Origin of the sequence: Promicromonospora sukumoe (genome assembly GCF_014137995.1) — a bacterium.
Taxonomy (GTDB): domain Bacteria; phylum Actinomycetota; class Actinomycetes; order Actinomycetales; family Cellulomonadaceae; genus Promicromonospora; species Promicromonospora sukumoe.
Genome location: NZ_JACGWV010000001.1, coordinates 1093236 through 1111580, shown reverse-complemented (window position 1 = coordinate 1111580; position 18345 = coordinate 1093236). Strand labels below are relative to the sequence as shown.

Here is an 18345-nt window from a genome sequence, read left to right as displayed (position 1 = left end):
GACGCTCACTGCTGAGGTCGCGCGACCTCGTCGATCTACCGGGTCACGCGCCGCGGGCCGCCAGTGCGGCGCGCGCCTCGACCCGGTCGTCGAGCTCGTGGTCCACGCCGGCGATCTCCTGGATCGTCTCGTGCCCGCGACCCGCCACCAGCACGGTGTCGTCCGGGCCGGCCGCCAGGATCGCGGTGCGGATGGCATCCGCGCGCGGGGCGACCTCGTGGACCTCCACCGTACGCGAGCCGCTGTCGTCCGCCGCCTCCACGGTGCCCGGCGTGCCGCTGCCGGGTGCCCCGGTACCGGGGTCCGTGACGCCGGTTCCGGCGAGCACCTCGGTGCGCACCTTGCCCGGGTCCTCGTCGTGCGGGTCGTCGTCGGTCACGTAGACGACGTCGGCTCCGTGCACCGCGGCGGCGCCCATGAACGGGCGCTTGCCGGGGTCGCGGTCGCCCGTGGCACCGAAGACGACGGCGAGCCTGCCCGTCGTCGTCGGGCGCAGGGCCGCGAGCGAGAGCTCCAGGGCCTCGGTGTTGTGCGCGAAGTCGACGACCACGCGCGGGGCCGTCGCCAGCACCTCCATCCGGCCGGGCACGGTGGCGCTCAGGCCGTCGGCGGCGGCCAGCGCGTCGGTGACGTCGCGGATGTCCGAGCCGCCCTCCAGCACCATCGCGACGGCGAGGGCCGCGTTGGCGACGTTGTAGCCGCCCGGCAGCGAGGTCGAGGTCCGCAGCGTGCGCCCGTCGCGATGCGTCAGCGTGAAGGCGGACCCGGTGCCGTGCGGCGCGACGTCGGTGACGACCCAATCGGCGGCCTTGCCCGGCAGCGTCGTGAGCGTGGCGACCGGGATCTGCGCGGCCTCGGCCATGCGCTCGCCCCAGGGGTCGTCGACGGTGACGACGCCGCGGCGCGCGCGGGCGGGCGTGAACAGGTCGGCCTTGGTGGCGAAGTAGGACTCGAAGTCGCCGTGGAAGTCCAGGTGGTCCTGCGTCAGGTTGGTGAACCCGGCGACGCCGAACACGATGCCGTCCACGCGGTGCTGCGCCAGCGCGTGCGAGGAGACCTCCATGGACAGGGTGCGCACGTGGTCCTCGCGCATCGCGGCCAGCAGGGCCTGCAGGTCGGCGGCCTCGGGCGTCGTCAGCGTGCTGGCGATGACGCGGTCGCCGGAGCGGGTCTCGACGGTGCCGATGAGGCCGCCCGTCCAGCCCAGGGCCCGCAGCAGATGGTCGAGCTGGTAGGTCGTGGTGGTCTTGCCGTTGGTGCCGGTGACGCCGAACGTCATCAGGCCCTCGGCCGGGTTGCCCAGCACCCAGGCGGCGACGGAGCCGAGGATGGCGCGCGGGTCGTCGGCGACGATGACCGGGACCGTGCTGCCGACCGCGAGCAGCTCGGCCCCGCGCGCGTCCGTGAGGATCGCGGTGGCCCCGCGCCCGACGGCGTCCGCGGCGAACTGCGCACCGTGCGCGCGGGCGCCGGGCAGGGCCACGAACAGGTCCCCCGGCTGCGCGACCCGGTTGTCCGAGGCCACGCACGTGACCGCGGCGTCAGCGGGCTGACCTGGGGCGATGGTGAGGCCGAACGCGACGGCGAGGTCCGAGACCTGGCGCGCTGTCGTGGCGGCCGGTCGGATCCGGTCGATCGGGGATGTCACGGAGAAGAACCTACCGTCTCGCGGAGGTGGGTCTCGTCCTGGGTGTGGGCCTCGGGTGGTGGTTGTGGGGTAGTCCGGTCGGCCCTCAGGCCAGGCTCACGTCAAGGATGGTTCTAGCCTTCACCGGCAGGAGCCGGACCTATGCGAGCTGATCGGCTATCGGCGAGGCCGAACTGCCGAGGTAGATCGCGCCGCCGTCTTTCGGGACCACTACGGGCCCGTTACCCACCAATGTGGCCATCAGATCACCGTCCGCCAAGAACCTGCGCGTGTTGTAGCCGAACACCCAGGCACCCGGATACTCCGCGCAGGAGGCAACAACGATCTCCATCTTGTGGGTCGATCGCATGTGCTCGTCGAGATATCTCTGCGCCGCCTCGTAAGCGTCCTGAAAAAGCATCCTCATCCCCTTCGCAGACTTCGATACCAGCTGCTGACAGCTGATCCTGCGGGTCCCGGCCCGAACGAAGAGGTTCGGCTGTCGTCTCCCCACGGCGGGTCTTCTTGCAGAAGCCCGCAAACCCTGCGCCTCATCAGATCATCGCTGTGCATCAGCTCCGCCAGAACCACAGATCGCCGTGCTTGAGCCGGACTCTCATCGCCGAGAGCTGGAGCAAGATCCATTCGGCCGAGGTCCAGTGGCGACCGGTGAAGGCGTCGATGTCGCTCAGCGCGTTCAACGCGCGAGCCGTTAGGCGGTCGTCCACCAGGAACCGGCGCAACGAGCGATAGACCGCGTCGTTCGAGACGCGTCCGTTGATGCGCGCAGAGTGCCCGATGCATGTGACGGCGAGCTCCCGGACATTACGACAACGGTGCTCCACGGCCAGGCGTACCAAGAACTCTTCGAGCCAGGAGACATCCGTCTCGGCGTGCGTCAATGTCAGCAGGCTCCTGGTGGCAACTATGGGGTCTCCACCTTGGATTCTCTCGACCGTCTCGTGCCGATCGATCAGCCCCCACGTCTCACTCATCGCTCGGGTGCCTCGGCGTCAGGACCGAGTTCGAGGATCTCGCCGCGAGGGGTCGCCAGCCACCGGATGTACCAGACATGTTGTTCCTCGACACTGACGACGTCCTCGGCTCCTGCGGGCCAGAAGATATCGACGACCGGAGGCTTTTCCCCCTTCGGGACTCCCCCGAGAACATAGGCCCGACGACCCTGTGTCCACTGCCGCTGCATCGCAGAGGGATAGACGTTTCTTCGAGCGCCGGCACACAGCAGGCGGCGACCGCCGAGCTCAAGAGTGCGCCGCACCTCACACAGCGCTTCGAAAAAGTCCTGGCCCGAGCCCTCGACGGCGGAGCCGTCCGGCAGCTCGACCAGGATCGAGAACTCGTTGCCCACACGTAGGTGGAGTTCCGCCGGCAGCTCTTCGTCGAGGAGCGCCACCACCTCAAGGCTGTTCATCGTGTCAGCCCCCGTCCAGGTGACCATCGGGACGTCCCGCACGGGGAGCAGGGTGCGTTTCGCGAACCTTCACTTGGGGCGTGCGACCTCCTGTCCAGACCAGGAGGCCGGCAGAGCGTACGCGATCGGGGTGTGTTGCTGTGCGTGGACATTGTCCACGCACAGCAACACACCCCGGCGACCAACACTTTCCCCGTCGGCGGCCCAGCCCGTCGATCGAGCAGCTGGCCCCACCCTTCTCGACCTCATGGGCCCTCAGGAAGGCCACTTCCGGCACCCCTTCTTCCGGGTCGACAAAAAACCCTCTACTTCCTCAGCGGCAACAAGCACTCCATCGGACTCCTCATCCGAAACCACGTACCAATAGAGCCACTAATGCCAACAGGGCTTCTCCCTCACCGACCGCAACGCTTCTAGGTAGAACACGACGGCACGGCTAGCCGCGCGAGATCACCGCCCAGCAACCGTCTCGTCAACGGCTTCAGGCATGCCCCCCAGAACCAGGCGATCCATGGCGACCGGCATCGGGCCGAAGGTCTTCACGAAAGCCTCTACCGAATAGAGCTCGGAGCCTTCGTCGAGCCCCAGAAAGAACCGTCCATCGCTCAGCGATCCAACTGGAACGATCTGGCGGCCCAGATCCTGCGACCACTCGAGGAATCTGTCACCTTCTCCGACGCACTCCTCAGGATCAAGAGCAAACGACTCACGAGCACGTGAGATACCAGGACCTCTGTACACAACCGACAAGCCGCCGAACTCCGTGAGAAACGCGGTGGCGGCAGCATGCACCTCTACCCCCTCGTCCCGAAGCTGCGCGACCCACAGGTCGATGGAGATCGACCGCCCAGGAAACCAGCCGGCCTGCGTGAGTGTCGTCACCGTCACGTCATCAAACATGGGCGCCTGCCATCCATGAGATGCCATCAGTTCCCAGCTCGACGAGTTCGTGGCGATAACCCCCTGTCCGAACAAGTGCTCGGAACACGTCCACTAGCACATCGACGGTTCCCGTATTCAGAATCAGCAGATCAGGAACTCGGAAGTACGTGCCGGACTGGCACTCGCCCGACTCCCGGTAGGAATCCATCAGCCTGGCGACCTCGCCGAGCGTCAGCACTGTTGCCACCCACCGAGTGCCGTCCGACACGGTCAGCACGACATCGGCGTTGACCACAGACCCGTCGTCGTCCACGCCGCGGACGACGATCCGGGCGCCCTCTCCAAGGTCGATCTCATGGCTCATTATCAACCCTCTCAGCAGCCCACATCCGGCCCACCCTCTGCACGACGAGGAGCGTAGAGGATGCAGAGCTCAGGCAGGGGTCACTCGAAAAAGCGCCTCTGCGCCTCGTCCAGATCGACCGACTGCAGGCTCTCGATGCTTGCCGCCAGGACATGAGCGACGAAGTCTGCGTCGAGCAACACGTCACGCGCTTCGAGATAGTGGGCGAGGTCGCTGTACCAGGTCCAGTGACCGTCGGTGTGCAGATGGAGCGGGCCGATGTAGGCCCCGTCGAAATGATCGACGACGACAGAGCCAGAAGCTGCCAGTACCGGGGCAGCGGCCAAGTAACTGAGAAGGCGCGTCTTCGTCTCGTCCGCGTAGCGAACGCGCTCGCCGATCGACGGACCAGCCGGGTCGCCGTGCCTCAGCTCCTTGAAGCGCCCGACACCTCGCAGCCCCATCAGCGACTGCTCCACGAACGTCCGGCGATCCGCTCGCTCATGTCAGTCCCCGTCCAGGTGTAGTTCCGTCGTCCTGTCCGAGGCGCAACGCTCGGCCAGACCCAGGATCGGCGCCAGGAAACCTGGGTGATCTGATTCCGCTGTTGCACGGAGCTCCTCGACGAACTGCTCCATCTCCTCCGACAACAGCACGAGCGAACCATAGGGCTTGGCACGGGTGAGCATCGGCAGGTCGGAGCCCGCACAAGCCGTTGTGAACTCCTCATTCCGGTCGACGTAGAAGTCGAGGAGCTCGAGCTTCCTGCGTCGTGGGCTCGTGCCTTTCCGGGTCACACGGAAGAGCGCTACATCGATGCCCATCAAGACCTCCGGAAGGGCCGGGGAGAACGTACGCAACCGGGGTGTGTTGCTGTGCGTAGACAATGTCTACGCACAGCAACACACCCCGGTGACCAACACTCTCCCCGTCGGCGGCCCAGTCCGCCGATCGAGCTGCCGGCCCGGCAGCCCCCAGGCCTACCGCGCCACCAGGTCCGGCAGCTTCGCCGACTCCGACGTGTGCAGGTGGCACGCCACCAGCCGACCGTCCTCGGCCTGCGCCGTCCGGCCCAGCACCGGCAGCTCGGTGCGGCACACGTCCATGACGTGCGGGCACCGCGGAGCGAACGGGCAGCCCGGCTCACGCTGGGACAGGTCCGGCGGGGCGCCGGGGATGCCCGACAGGTCGCGCCGGGGCCCGTGCAGCGGGGGGAACGACCCGAGCAGTCCCGCGGAGTACGGGTGCCGGGGCTGCGTGTAGACGTCGCGCGCGGCGGCCGTCTCCACGATCTCGCCCGCGTACATGACGGCGATGCGGTCGGCGACCTCGACCAGGAGGGACACGTCGTGCGTGATGAGCACCACGGAGAAGCCCAGCCGCTCGCGCAGCTCCATGACCTGCTCCAGGATCTGGCGCTGCATCACCACGTCGAGCGCCGTGGTGGGCTCGTCCATGATGAGCACCTGCGGCTCCAGGGCCAGCGCCATCGCGATCATCACGCGCTGCCGCATGCCGCCGGAGAGCTGGTGCGGGTAGGCCCGCAGCCGGTCGGCAGAGATACCCACCAGCCGCAGCAGCTCCGCCGCACGCTCCCGGGCCTCACCGCGCCCCATGCGCGGCCGGTGCGCCAGGATGCCGTCGACGAGCTGCTTCTCCACCCGGAACACCGGGTTCAGCGAGCTCATCGCACCCTGGAACACGATCGCGATGTCGCGCCAGCGGGCGGCCCGTAGCTCGGCGTCGGACAGGGCGAGCAGGTCGGCCCGCTTGCCGTCACGACCTGTGAGCCATACCTCGCCGCCCGTGATGAGGCCCGGCGGCGGCAGCAGTCGCGTCGCCGCGTAGGCGAGGGTCGACTTGCCGCAGCCCGACTCCCCCGCCAGCCCCAGCACCTCGCCGCGGCGCAGCGTGAGCGAGACGTCCCGCAGCACGTGCGTCGGGTCGTCGCCGAACCCGTAGTCGACGCTCAGGTTCCGGACCTCGAGGACCGGGTCCTCCGCCGTGACAGCACCTGCGCTCATGACCGCACCTCCCGCACCACCGGGGTGAACCCCACGCGCGGCCGGATGCCCCGGCGACGCAGCGAGCGCGCGTGCAGGCCGGTGGACCGCAGGCGGGGGTTGACGATCTCGTCGATACCGAAGTTGACCAGGGTCAGCGCCATGCCGAGCAGCGCGATGCACGCCCCGGCCGGCACGAACCACCACCACGCGCCACGCTGCAGCGCGAGGTTGTTCTGCGCCCAGAACAGGATGGTGCCCCAGTTCCAGTCGCTGACCGGCGTGATGCCGATGAACGACAGCGTGACCTGGGAGAGCACCGCGAACGTCACGGTGCCGACGAACCCGGACGCGATCACGGCCGTCAGGTTGGGCATGACCTCGGCGAGCACGAGGCGCCACGTGCGCTCCCCGTTCGCACGGGCCGCCTCGACGAAGTCACGCTTGCGCAGCGACAGGGTCTGGGCGCGCAGCACGCGAGCGCCCCACGCCCAGCCGGTCGCCCCGATGACCAGCGCGACGGTGAGCCCGCCGGCGGACGGGAGCTGCGCGGCGATCAGGATGATCAGCGGCAGCTGCGGGATGACGAGGAACATGTTCGACAGCGCGGACAGCGACTCGTCGCCGATGCCGCCGACGAACCCGGCGGTCACGCCCACGAGCACGCCCACGACGGTGGCGCTCACGCCGGCCACGAGGCCGACGACGAGCACGCCGCGGGCGCCGACGATGATCTGGGACAGGATGTCGCGCCCGGTGTGGTCGGTGCCCAGCCAGTGGGTGGCCGACGGCGGGCTGAGCAGCGCGTCGCTCACCTGGTTGGGGTCATACGGCGAGAGCCAGGGCCCCACGAGCGCGAGCAGCGTGAAGAAGCCCAGGATGACCAGGCCGGTGATGACCTTGCCGTTGCGGAGAAACAGCAGCTGGTTCTTCATCGGTCCTCCGTCCGGGTGCGGGGGTCGAGCAGGGCGTAGGCGAGGTCGGCGATCATGTTCGCCACGAGGACGGACAGCGTGATGACCAGGAAGCAGCCCTGCATGAGGGGGTAGTCGTGCGTGGAGACGGCCTGGTAGAGCGTGTAGCCGATGCCCTGGTAGGAGAAGACCATCTCCATGATGAGCGTGCCGCCGACGACGAAGCCGAGGGACAGCGCGAAGCTGGAGACCTGCGGCAGCACGGCGTTGCGCGCGGCGTAGCCGAGCATGACCTGCCGTTCCGGCAGGCCCTTGGCGTGCGCGACGGTGACGTAGTCCTCGGAGGAGACGGTCACCATCATGTTGCGCATGCCGAGCACCCAGCCCGCCACGGAGGACAGCACCACGGTCAGCGCGGGCAGGAACCCGTAGTAGATGACGGACCCGATGAACTCGCCGGTGAACGCGGGCACGAGCCCGCGGTCGTAGCTGCCGGACGACGGGAACCAGCCGAGGTTCACGGACAGCAGGGCGATGGTGATCAGACCCAGCCAGAAGTACGGCACGGCCTGGAAGAACGTCGCCACGGGCAGCAGCCCGTCGGCCCAGGTACCGCGGCGCCAGCCGAGGAACGTGCCGATGAGCGAGCCGATCACGAACGCGATGATCGTGGCGACGCCGACCAGCCCGACCGTCCACGGCAGGGACTGGCTGACGATGTCGGCCACGGGCGTCGGGAAGTGCGTGAACGACAGCCCGAGGTCGCCCCGCAGGAGCAGTCCCCAGTAGTCGACGTACTGCTGCCACAGGCTGGTGTCCTGGTCCAGGCCGAACAGGACCCGCAGCGAGTGCTCGGCGTTGGAGTCGATGCGGCCCTGCATGCGGCCCAGCAGGGCCGTCACGGGATCGCCCGGCAGCATGCGCGGGATGAAGAAGTTGATGGTGATCGCGGCCCACGCGGTCAGCGCGTAGAACACGACCCTGCGCAGCAGGAACCTCATGCGGCCGCCTCCCCGTTGCCACCGGGGCGGACGGCGGAGCCACCGCTGGTCGAGCCTGTCGAGACCAAGGGCCGCCCCTCCCGCTCGGAGTACCCCCAGCAGGCGGCGGACCGACCGGGCGTGACCTCGATCAGCTCGGGCGTCTCGCTGCGGCACAGGTCCGTGGCGTACGGGCAGCGCGGCGCGAACCGGCAGCCGGGCGGCGGGTCGACGAGGCTCGGCGGCTCACCGCCGGTCCCCTGCTCCCGCACGGCCGCGGCGCCGGTGCCCGCCAGGTCGTCGGGGTCGGGCGCGGACGCCACGAGCAGCCGCGTGTAGGGGTGCAGCGGCTCCTGGGTGACCGACTCGCTGTCCCCGTTCTCCATGACCTGCCCCGCGTACAGCACGGTGGTCCGGTCGGCGAAGTACCGCGCGGACGCGATGTCGTGCGTGATGTAGAGGACGGCGATGCCGAGCCGGTCGCGCAGGTCGGCCAGGAGGTTGAGGATGCCCAGCCGGATCGAGACGTCCAGCATGGACACGGGCTCGTCGGCGAGCAGCACCTCGGGCTCCGCGGCGAGCGCCCGCGCGATGGCGATGCGCTGCCGCTGCCCGCCGGACAGCTCGTGCGGGAACTTGTCTACGTACCGCGTGGCGGGCGTGAGGTGCACGCGCTCCAGCAGCTCGGTCAGGGCCGCCTCCAGCTCGGGCCCGCGCAGCTTGCCCCCGGTGGACTGCTTGCGGTGCAGCCGCAGCGCACGCGTGAGCGTGTAGCGCACGGGGTGCACCGGGTTCAGGGACGCGAAGGGGTCCTGGAAGATCATCTGCACGCGTCGCACGTACGCGCGGAACGCCCGCCGCCCGCGCACGCGCGCGTCGGCGCCGTCGAGCAGCACCTGACCGCCCGTGAGCGGGACGAGCTGCGCGAGCAGGCGGGCGACCGTGGACTTGCCGGACCCCGACTCCCCCACCACGGCCAGGACCTGGCCGCGGTGGAGCTCGAGGTCCACGCCGTCCACGGCGTGGATCGCCCGGGCGGGCGAGCTGCCGCTGACGCGGCGCCCGCCCGCCCGGAAGTGCTTGGTGAGGCCGTGCGCGGCCAGCACCGGTGTGCTCTGACTCAACTCTGTCCTGCCAACTCGAGGTTCATCAGGATCTGCGCGGCCTGCACCCCGGTGGGCTGGGGCTGGTTGTACGGGTCCTCCTCGGAGGGCCAGCCCACGTAGTTCTGCGTCGAGTACTGCGCGGTGGCCGGGCGGGTCCAGATGGCGATGCCCGGCACCTCCTCGACGAAGACCTGCTGGATGGTCTCCAGCGCCGCGGTGCGCGTGGCGTCGTCGGGCGCGGCGGCGTAGTCCGCGAGCGCCTTCGTGGCGTCGTCGTTCTGGAAGCGGCCGAAGTTCCACGTGGCCGGCTCGCCGAGCTTCTTGTAGTGCGCGCCGTCCAGGATGTCGGAGTACATGTCCCAGGGGGTGGCGCCGCCGTCGGTCCAGTGCAGGGTGGCCTGGAAGTCGCCGCCGGGGATGATGTCGGCGAACCAGCCGTCCTGGTTGACGGGGTTGACGGTGGCGGTGGCGCCGAGCTCGGCGGCGGAGTTCTTGATGAGGTCCAGGGCGGTCAGGTAGTCGTTCCAGCCGGCCGGGTTGACGAGCTCGAACGTCACCTCCTCGCCGTCGGGGTCGACGAGCTTCTCGCCCTCCCAGCTGTAGCCGGCGTCCTCCAGGAGGGCGCGGGCGCCCTCGACGTCGACGGCGTACTCCTGGTCGGCGTAGTCGGCGGCGAGGAACTCCTCGCCGGCGGGCAGGGGCAGGCCGGTGACGCTGGTCAGGGCGGGGTTGACGCCGGAGGTGGCGACGTCGACGAGCTCCTGGCGGTCGACGACCATGTTCAGGGCCTGGCGGAACGCCTTGTCGTCGAACGGCTTGGTCTCGTTGTTGAGGTAGAGGACGTCGATGCCGAGGCCGCCGGCCGCGTACTGGTGGTAGTGCTCGGGGTCCTGGGCGATGTAGACGTTCTCGTAGTCGGCGATGAACGTCCAGCCCCACTGCGCCTCACCGGTGGTCAGGGCGGTGGTCAGGGCGTTGTTGTCGTTGTACGAGGAGTACCGGATCTCGGGGACGGCGGGCTCGCCGCCCCAGTAGTCGTCGCGCGCCACGACGGTGGCGGCCTGCGGCGTCCACGTCTCCAGCGTGTACGGGCCGGTGCCCACGGGCTCGGGGTTGGTGTCGGTGGTGGGGTCCTCGACATCGGCCCAGATGTGCTCGGGCACCATGACCAGGTCGTACAGCTTGGACTGGTTGACGAACTGCCCGGCGGTGAACGTGACGGTGACGGTGGAGCCGTCGGTCTCGATCGTGTCGTAGGGCAGGGCGCCGGTGTTCAGCGCCTCGAAGTCCTTGCGGAGCTGGATGGAGAACGCGATGTCGTCGGCGGTGAACTCCTCGCCGTCCGACCAGGTGACGCCCGCGTGGGGCGTGATGACGGCCTCGGTGAAGTCCTCGTTCCACTCGACGCTGTCGGCGAGCCAGGGCGTGGGCTCCTCGGAGGGCCGTGCCTGGTTGCGCATCATCAGCGGCTCGTAGATCGCGAAGGCGTAGCCGAGCGAGAGCGCGGACGAGCCGGTGGCGAACGGGCTGTGGTTCTCGGTCTGGACGCCGTTCGGCATGCCGACGGTCAGGGTCTCCCCCCCGCCGGCCTGGGTGGCGGTGCCACCACCGCCACCGCCGCTGCAGGCTGCCAGCAGCGCGACGGCGGCCGCGGCAGCCACCACGGCGACGTGCTTGTGAATCCTCACGGTGTGCCTCCTTGCACTTGTCCCCCGACGGGACAGATGGGATGTGATCACTGGTTCCCGGCGCCGGGTTCTTCCCCGGGCCGGACGGTCAGCTCGTTGGTCAGGCGCAGGTCCGCGACGGACCTGCCGGTACGCAGCCGGTAGGTGCCCGGCGGCGTGGTCCAGCCCTTGGCCTGCGGGTCCCAGACCTGCAGCGCCCGGGTGGGAACTGGTACGCGCACGGTGGCGCTGCCCATGGCGGGCACGTCCGCGACGGCGAAGCCGCCGAGCCAGCGCACGGGGCGGCTCGGGCCGCCGTCGGGCGCCTCGACGTAGACCTGGACCACCTCGCGGCCCGCGCGCGGGCCGGTGTTCCGGACGGTCACGTACGCGGTCAGGGTCGCGGGCGCGTCGTGGGACTGGCCCCAGGCGAGGACGGCGTCCTCGTACTCCCAGGTGGTCCAGCCCAGGCCGTGCCCGAAGGGCGCGGCGGGCACGGGGGCGCCGTCCGCGGCGTCGCCGGCCGCGGGAGCGGCGGCCAGCCGCCGCTCCCAGGCGCGGTAGCCGACGTCGGTCCCCTCGGTGTAGTCGACGACGCCGTCCACGGGACGGGCGTGCGGCACGGGGACGTCCTCGAAGCGCGCCGGCAACGTCCACGGCAGGCGCCCGGACGGCTCGGTGGCGCCGGTGAGCACGTCGGCGAGCGCGGTGCCGGCCTCCTGCCCGGCGAGCCAGCCCCACAGCACGGTGGGCACCTCGGCCAGCCAGGGCAGCAGCACGGGCGCGCCCGCGTTGACGACGACGACGGTGCGCGGGTTGGCCGCGACGACGCGCCGGACGAGCTCGTCCTGGTTGCCGGGCAGGTCCAGGTCGGGGCGGTCGTAGCCCTCGGACTCGACCTCGGCGGTGGTGCCGACGAGCACGACGGCGACGTCGGCGGTGGCCGCGGCCTCGACCGCGCCGGCCAGCTCCTCCTCGACGGAGGGGCCGGGCAGGCGGTGGACGAGGGCGGCGCGCACGAAGTGGCCGTAGCCGACGGCGTGCACCACCTGGAGCGTCGCGTCGAGGCCAGCGGTGCCGTCCGCCTCCGCGAGCGCCGCGATCGGGTGGTTGTGGCCGGAGGAGAGCACGACGTCCTCGTTCACGACGGTGCTGCCCGTGGCGACCTCGGCGCCGTCGACGAGCACCCGGTGCACGCCGACGGTGCCGACGCCCAGCTCGTGGGTGCCCGGCTCGCCGAGCGTGACGGTCGCCCGCAGGCGGACGGCGTCGGCGTCGGGCCGCACGTCCTGCAGCCAGCCGGTCCACGCGGTCGCGGTGTGCTCCTCCAGGACGCCGCCGTCGGCGGCCAGGAGCGTGACGCGCAGGCCGGGCTCGCCGGTGACGGGGTCGGTGCAGCGGTCGACGTCGAGCTCCGGCGGGTTGCGCAGGGCCCGGGCGCCGGCCAGCAGCGTGACCTCGGAGCCCTGCGGCAGCGCGGCGCGCAGCTCGGCGGCGGGGTAGGTGAGGCGGTCGGGCTCGACGAACGAGGAGCCGCCGCCCTGGAAGAAGGGCTCGACCGCGGCGGGGCCGAGCAGCGCGACGCGCAGGGGGCGCGCACCCTCGGACACGAGCGGCACCAGCCCGGCGTCGTCCTTGAGCACGACGACGGAACGGGCGGCCACCTCGCGCAGCAGCGCGGCCGACGGCGCGGCGGCGCCGGACGACGGGGCGGCCGTCACCTGGTCGGGCACGGCGTGGAGCGCGCCCGCGACGCCGCCCGTCACGCCGCCCGTGACGCCGCCGGCGGAGCCGACCGAGAAGCCGACCGAGGCCCCGCCTGCCGTGCCGGGCAGCACGAGCCGGCCGGTGCGCCGGGCCAGCCGGAGCAGGCGCAGCACCTTGTCGTCGAGCTCGGACTCGGCGACCTCGCCGGAGCGGACGGCGTCGAGCAGGCCGTCGCCCCAGGCGCCGTCAGGCCCGGGCATCTGCAGGTCGAGGCCGCCGCGCACGGCGGGCACCACGGACTGCGTGGCGACCCAGTCGCTGACGAACAGGCCGTCGTAGCCCCACTCCTCCTTGAGCAGGTCGACCACGAGCGGCCGGTGCTCCAGGAGGGGTGCCGCGACGCCCTCGGTGTCGGCGCCGTTGTAGGCACCCATGACGGACCACGGGTTCACGTCGCGCACCAGGCGCTCGAAGGGCGCCAGGTACGCCTCGCGCAGCGTCCGCTCGTCGAGACGGGCGAGGTAGCGGGTGCGCTCGGTCTCGGAGTCGTTGGCGACGTAGTGCTTCACGCACATCCCGACGCCCTGCTCCTGCGTGGCGCCCACGAGGGCCACCGCGATCTCGGCCGTCAGGTGCGGGTCCTCGGAGTAGCACTCGAAGTGCCGGCCGCCCACGGGCGTGCGCTGCAGGTTCACCTGCGGGGCGAGCACGACGTCGACGCCGTGCCGGCGCGCCTCCGCGGCGAACAGGACGCCCGAGCGCCGGGCCAGGTCCAGGTCCCACGTGGCGGCCAGAGCCGATGGCGCGGGGAACATCGCCGACGTCCCGCCGCCCGAGCCGCGCACACCCACCGGGCCGTCGGACATCACCACCGGCTCCAGCCCCAGCCGGGGCACGGCCGTGGTCGTCCACATGGACGCGCCCACGACGAGCGACACCTTCTCCTCGGCGGAGAGCTCCGACAGGAGGCGGAGCAGCTCGGGCTCCGAGGTGACGTCCTGCGTGGCGACTGTCTGCGATGACACGTGCGTTCTCCGTTCGGCGGTGGACGGCTGCCCGCATTCAACCACACTTACTTACTGGTAAGTAAGCCCGGTTTCTCGGTTATCGTGAGCCCATGCCAGAAGTGACCGGGCAGGCTGCCCCGAAGGCCAAGCGACCCACCCGCGACCAGCGGCGGGAGGAGATCCTCGCCGCCGCCACGCGCGTGTTCGGGTCCAAGGGCTATCACCAGGGCTCGCTCGTCGACGTCGCCGCCCAGGTGGGGATCACGCACGCCGGCGTGCTGCACCACTTCGGCAGCAAGGACAAGCTGCTCTGGGAGGTGCTGGAGTACCGCGACCGCGTGGACGTGCAGCACCTGGAGGGCAAGCACATCCCGGGCGGCATCGAGCTGTTCCGGCACCTGGTCACCACGGCGCGCCTGAACGCCGACCGGCGCGGCATCGTGCAGGCCTACGCGGTGCTGACCGGCGAGTCCGTGACCGACGGGCACCCGGCGTCCACCTGGGTGGCCGAGCGGTTCACCGTGCTGCGCGGCGAGATCTCCCAGGCCGTCCGCGAGCTCGCCACCGAGCGGGACGTGACCCTTCCCGAGGGCGAGCCCGAGCGTGCCGCCGCCGCCGTCATCGCCGTCATGGACGGCCTCCAGCTCCAGTGGCTGCTCGACCCGGAGGCCGTCGACCTCGCGTCGGCCACGGGCTTCGCCATCGAGTCGATCCTGACGGCCACCCTCGGCGCCCCCGTGCGGATCACGGGCGACTGACCCGCGACCCGCACGGCCGGGCTCACCGCCCGGCGCTCACCACTCGGTCTTGAGCCGGTGCTTCGCGCGCTCGCTCGGCGGCACGTCCATCTTCTGCAGCGTGAAGCCCATGACGTCGCTGAACACCGGGGCGGCGACGTCGCCGCCGAAGATCGAGCTGTGCGGGCTCTTGAGGAAGACGGCCACGGTGTACCGGGGGTCGTCGGCCGGCGCGACGCCGATGAACGACGCCATGTACGTCCAGCCGTTGCCCGCGGGCATCTGCGCGGTACCGGTCTTGCCCGCCACCCGGTAGCCCGGCACGGCGGCGTTCTTGCCCGTGCCCTCGTCCCCTGTCACGGTCTCCATCATCTCGACCAGGGTGTCCGCGGTGTCCGCGGAGATGACCCGCTCCCCCGGCTCCTGGTCGGCCGGCGTCACGGTGCCGTCGGGGCTGGTGGAACCCTCGAACAGGGTCGGCGTCATCCGCACGCCGCCGTTCGCCACCGTGGAGAACACGCTCGTGGCCTGCATCGCGTTGACGGACAGGCCCTGGCCGAACAGCACCGCGTACTGTGTGCGGCCGTCCCAGTCCGCGACGTCGGCGGGCGGCATGATGCCCGCCGACTCGCCAGGCAGGTTCAGGCCCGTCGGCTGCCCGAACCCGAACTTGTAGAGGTAGTCCTGCCGGGTCTGCAGCGGGATCTTCTCGCCGGCCTGCACCGTGCCCGTGTTGGACGACTGCGCCAGGACGCCCGTCAGCGTCAGCTTCTGCACCGGGTGCTCGTGCGAGTCCTGGAACGTCTGGCCGTTCGGCGTCGTGTACCGGTCCGGCACGGTGAACTGGCTCTCGGGCGTCCAGTAGCCGCCCTCGAGCGCGGCGGCCATGGTGACGACCTTGCCGGTCGAGCCCGGGTCGAAGACGTCCTTCACGGCGCGCGAGCCGCCCGCGACGGCCGACGTCGAGCGGTCGTTCGGGTTCACCGCCCCCGAGTCGGCGAGCGCCACGATCTCGCCCGTACGCACGTCCTGCACGATGGCGATGCCGTACTCGGCACCGGAGGTGCGGACGGCGTCGTCGATGGAGTCCTGCGACTTCCACTGGATGTCGTGCACCAGCGAGAGCTGGATGCTGTCGCCCGGGACCGCCGGGACGGACTCCTGGCCGGCGGCGGGGATGCGCAGGCCGTCGAGGCTGCGCTCGTACGTGTCCGAGCCGGCGGTGCCCGCCAGCAGGTCGTCGTAGGCCGCCTCGATGCCACCCTGCCCGGTCTGCTCGTCGTTCACGAAGCCGACCAGCGAGCCCGCGACGGCGCCCGACGGGTACGTGCGCCGCGAGGTGAGGTCGGTGCGGATGTACGCGCGGACCTGCAGGTCCGCGATGGCGCGCTGCACCTGGGGCACCACGTTCTTGGCGAGCACGCGGTAGCGCGACTTGCCCACGAGGTCGGCGGCGAGCTCGGCCTTGGGCATGTCGAGGATCGGCGCGAGGAGCTGCGCGATGCCCAGGGCGCCGTCCTGCACCTTGTCGCCCTCGGCGTCCACCCGGCCCGAGCCGCGGAAGTCCTCGATCGCCACCGGGTCGCCCACGACCGTGTACCGGTCCACCGAGGTCGCGAGCACGACGCCGTCCGCGTCGGTGATGTCGCCCCGGTGCGCGGGCGTGACGGCCGTGGCCGTGCGCGCGGCCTCGGCCTCGGCGGCCAGGCTCGGCCCCTCGATGAGCTGCACGTGGACCAGCCGCACCAGGAAGATGAGCACGACGACGGCCGCGATGCCGACGAGCCAGCGCTGCCGGACCTCGGGCCGGCCCGGGCGGGGCGGCAGCGGGCGGACCATGCGGGACCGCGCCACCGGGGACCGCGCCGGGCGCGGGGCGGCGGTGCCGGGCGGGGCGGGGCGTGGTGCGGTGCTTCGGGGCGCCGCGGCGCGCGGGGCCGCGCCGCGCGGGGCGCCGGGCGCGTCGAAGCCCAGCCGGGTGCTGGAGGTACGCGGCTGGGACTTGTTCGGCTGGGACTTGCCGGGCTGGGCCCTGCTCGGCCGGGACTTCTTCGGCTGAGCCTTGGGCTGGGCCTTCTTGGGCTGCGCCGTGGCCGGCCGGGCCTTGGGCTGGGCCCTGCTCGGTTGCGCCTTGCTCGGCTGGTCCTTGCGCGGCGGGCTCGCCCCCTGCGCGGACTTGCCCGGTGCGGGCTTGCCCTGACCCTGGGCGGACCGGCCCGACCGGGGCGGCGTCGAACGCGGGCCGGCAGCGCGCCCCGAGGGGGTGCGCTGCCGGCCCGAGCCCGGCGTCGTCCCTGTCACTGGTCCGTACCCTTCACCACCTTGCCGGTACGGACACTGACCATGGTCGGGTTCTCCGCGGGCACCATGCCGAGGCCGCGGGCCTTGTCCGGGAGGTCCGTGTGGGCGGCGCTCAGGTCCTCCTGCAGGCCCTGGACGTCCTGGGCGGTCTGGGCGACCTCCCCCTGCAGCTGCGACATCTCGTAGGAACCGCGCGCGAGCGTGGTGTTGAGCACCAGGACGGCCACGAGCGAGCCGACCATCAGGGTGGCGCACAGCACGAAGAACGGCACGCGGCTCTTCGCGTGCAGCGGCGCGCGGACCACGTCCAGGCGGCGGCCGCGCTGTGCGGCACCTCCCGAGATCGCGGTCAGCGGGGCCCTGCGGGTGCGGGGCAGCTCGGCCGGACGGACTGCGCGGGCCGTCGCGGCGTTGGTAGCACTCATCGGCGGTCCTCCTTCGCTGTGTGGTGCCTGGTGGTGCGGTTCAGCAGGTGCTCGGGCGTGGGGCGCAGCCGCTGGGCGGCGCGCAGCCGGACCGACGCCGAGCGCGGGTTGCGCTCCAGCTCTGCGGCGTCGGCCTCCTCCGCGCCCCGGGTGAGCGCCTCGAGATAGGGCCGGTGGGTCTCGGGCTCGACGGGCAGCCCGGGCGGGGCGGACGACGTCGTGCCCTGCGCGATGGCGCGCTTGACGATCCGGTCCTCGAGCGACTGGTACGACTCCACGACGATGCGGCCGCCCACGGCGAGCGCCTCGATCGCGGCGGGCACGGCCCGCTCGAGCACCTCGAGCTCGCCGTTCACCTCGATGCGCAGCGCCTGGAAGGTGCGCTTGCCCGGGTGGCCGCCCGTCTTGCGGGTCGCGGCGGGGATGACGGCGCGCAGCAGGTCGACGAGCTCGCCGCTGCGTTCCCACTCCCGCTCGGCCCGACGGCGGACGATCGCCCGCGCGATCTTGCCCGCGAAGCGCTCCTCGCCGTACTCCCGCAGGATCCGCGCGAGGTCGCGCTCGTCGTACGTGTTGAGCACGTCGGCCGCCGTCAGCTCCTGGGTGGAGTCCATGCGCATGTCGAGCGGCGCGTCCTGCGCGTAAGCGAAACCGCGGTCGGTCTCGTCGAGCTGCAGCGAGGACACGCCGAGGTCCATGAGCACGCCCTGCACGGCACCGCCGGCGTGCTCGTCGACCACCTCGGTGATCTCGTCGTACACCGCGTGCACCGGCGTGAACCGGTCGCCGAACCGCGCCAGGCGGTCGCCGGCGAGGGCGAGGGCCTGCGGGTCGCGGTCGATGCCGATCACGCGGGCCGACGGGAGCTGCTCCAGCACGGCCTCGGTGTGGCCGCCCATGCCGAGCGTGCAGTCCACCAGGACCGAGCCGGGCTCGGCGAGCGCGGGGGCGAGCAGGTCGACGCAGCGCTGGAGCAGCACCGGGAGGTGGCGATCGGCGGCGTCGCTGCCGGGGCCTGGACCGTTGCCGGTCACGTTCATCGGTGTCTCCTTCCTGCGTCGTGCTGGTCCTGCCTGGTGCCGTCCTACGGTCCTGCGGTCGTGCTGTCCTGCCGGAACCGGCCTGCCCGGCGGGGCGGGGTCGTCCGGTCAGGTCTCCCTCCGCACGGGTCCGGCGACGGGGAAGTGCGCCGGTTCCTGCGGGAGGAGGCCTGG

Annotated in this window: 18 protein-coding genes; 1 reads left to right on the top strand and 17 read right to left on the bottom strand. The window is 71.4% G+C overall.

From position 1 onward, the window contains the following. Positions 1-43: 43 nt before the first annotated feature. The 14 genes from FHX71_RS04890 to FHX71_RS04825 all read right to left on the bottom strand — a co-directional run bounded on the left by FHX71_RS04890 (position 44) and on the right by FHX71_RS04825 (position 13686). On the bottom strand, positions 44-1648 hold the full coding sequence (locus FHX71_RS04890; protein ID WP_182614673.1) for a UDP-N-acetylmuramoyl-L-alanyl-D-glutamate--2,6-diaminopimelate ligase: 1605 nt from the start codon (positions 1646-1648) through the stop codon (positions 44-46). A 139-nt stretch (positions 1649-1787) separates the two neighbouring features. Continuing rightward, positions 1788-2048, bottom strand: coding sequence for a YrhB domain-containing protein (locus FHX71_RS04885; RefSeq protein WP_182614672.1), 261 nt, complete (start codon positions 2046-2048; stop codon positions 1788-1790). Positions 2049-2199: 151 nt separating this feature from the next. Continuing rightward, entirely contained in the window at positions 2200-2622 is a 423-nt protein-coding gene (locus FHX71_RS04880) for a hypothetical protein (RefSeq protein ID WP_182614671.1), read from the bottom strand. Further along, on the bottom strand, positions 2619-3101 hold the full coding sequence (locus FHX71_RS04875) for a hypothetical protein (protein WP_182614670.1): 483 nt from the start codon (positions 3099-3101) through the stop codon (positions 2619-2621). The genes FHX71_RS04880 and FHX71_RS04875 overlap by 4 nt, the downstream gene beginning before the upstream one ends. Positions 3102-3509: 408 nt before the next feature. Continuing rightward, a complete protein-coding gene (locus FHX71_RS04870; protein ID WP_182614669.1) occupies positions 3510-3959 on the bottom strand; it encodes an SUKH-3 domain-containing protein in 450 nt (149 codons plus the stop codon). Continuing rightward, positions 3952-4305 (bottom strand): hypothetical protein, encoded by a 354-nt coding sequence (locus FHX71_RS04865; protein ID WP_182614668.1) that lies wholly within the window; start codon positions 4303-4305, stop codon positions 3952-3954. The genes FHX71_RS04870 and FHX71_RS04865 overlap by 8 nt, the downstream gene beginning before the upstream one ends. A gap of 80 nt (positions 4306-4385) precedes the next feature. Continuing rightward, a complete protein-coding gene (locus FHX71_RS04860; protein WP_182614667.1) occupies positions 4386-4763 on the bottom strand; it encodes a hypothetical protein in 378 nt (125 codons plus the stop codon). Positions 4764-4790: 27 nt separating this feature from the next. After that, positions 4791-5108 (bottom strand): hypothetical protein, encoded by a 318-nt coding sequence (locus FHX71_RS04855; protein ID WP_182614666.1) that lies wholly within the window; start codon positions 5106-5108, stop codon positions 4791-4793. Positions 5109-5264: 156 nt separating this feature from the next. Then, on the bottom strand, positions 5265-6308 hold the full coding sequence (locus FHX71_RS04850) for an ABC transporter ATP-binding protein (RefSeq protein WP_182614665.1): 1044 nt from the start codon (positions 6306-6308) through the stop codon (positions 5265-5267). Continuing rightward, positions 6305-7222 (bottom strand): ABC transporter permease, encoded by a 918-nt coding sequence (locus tag FHX71_RS04845; protein WP_182614664.1) that lies wholly within the window; start codon positions 7220-7222, stop codon positions 6305-6307. The genes FHX71_RS04850 and FHX71_RS04845 overlap by 4 nt, the downstream gene beginning before the upstream one ends. Continuing rightward, positions 7219-8202 (bottom strand): ABC transporter permease, encoded by a 984-nt coding sequence (locus FHX71_RS04840; RefSeq protein WP_182614663.1) that lies wholly within the window; start codon positions 8200-8202, stop codon positions 7219-7221. Before FHX71_RS04840 ends, FHX71_RS04845 begins: the two co-directional genes overlap by 4 nt. Beyond that, a complete protein-coding gene (locus tag FHX71_RS04835) occupies positions 8199-9305 on the bottom strand; it encodes an ABC transporter ATP-binding protein (RefSeq protein WP_220489500.1) in 1107 nt (368 codons plus the stop codon). The genes FHX71_RS04840 and FHX71_RS04835 overlap by 4 nt, the downstream gene beginning before the upstream one ends. Beyond that, positions 9302-10975, bottom strand: a complete 1674-nt coding sequence (locus FHX71_RS04830; protein WP_312876926.1) for an ABC transporter substrate-binding protein — start codon at positions 10973-10975, stop codon at positions 9302-9304. Before FHX71_RS04830 ends, FHX71_RS04835 begins: the two co-directional genes overlap by 4 nt. 47 nt (positions 10976-11022) lie before the next feature. Next, the gene (locus FHX71_RS04825) at positions 11023-13686 is read right to left on the bottom strand and encodes a beta-d-glucosidase (RefSeq protein WP_182614662.1); all 2664 of its coding nucleotides are present in this window, start codon (positions 13684-13686) and stop codon (positions 11023-11025) included. Between the two features lie 92 nt (positions 13687-13778). Here FHX71_RS04825 and FHX71_RS04820 point away from each other — a divergent pair, with 92 nt between their 5' ends. Beyond that, complete coding sequence (locus FHX71_RS04820; protein ID WP_182614661.1) at positions 13779-14426, top strand: TetR/AcrR family transcriptional regulator; 648 nt, start codon at positions 13779-13781, stop codon at positions 14424-14426. 36 nt (positions 14427-14462) lie between these two features. Here the strand turns inward: FHX71_RS04820 and FHX71_RS04815 are convergent, their stop codons facing one another. From FHX71_RS04815 to rsmH, 3 genes are read right to left on the bottom strand one after another with little or no spacing between them, the layout of a single operon-like run. Next, positions 14463-16706: a peptidoglycan D,D-transpeptidase FtsI family protein gene (locus FHX71_RS04815; protein ID WP_182618479.1), complete on the bottom strand. Its 2244-nt coding sequence runs from the start codon at positions 16704-16706 to the stop codon at positions 14463-14465. Then, on the bottom strand, positions 16703-17131 hold the full coding sequence (gene ftsL, locus FHX71_RS28775) for a cell division protein FtsL (protein WP_220489498.1): 429 nt from the start codon (positions 17129-17131) through the stop codon (positions 16703-16705). The genes FHX71_RS04815 and ftsL overlap by 4 nt, the downstream gene beginning before the upstream one ends. Continuing rightward, positions 17128-18171: a 16S rRNA (cytosine(1402)-N(4))-methyltransferase RsmH gene (gene rsmH / locus FHX71_RS04805; RefSeq protein ID WP_182614660.1), complete on the bottom strand. Its 1044-nt coding sequence runs from the start codon at positions 18169-18171 to the stop codon at positions 17128-17130. The genes ftsL and rsmH overlap by 4 nt, the downstream gene beginning before the upstream one ends. Positions 18172-18345: the final 174 nt, after the last annotated feature.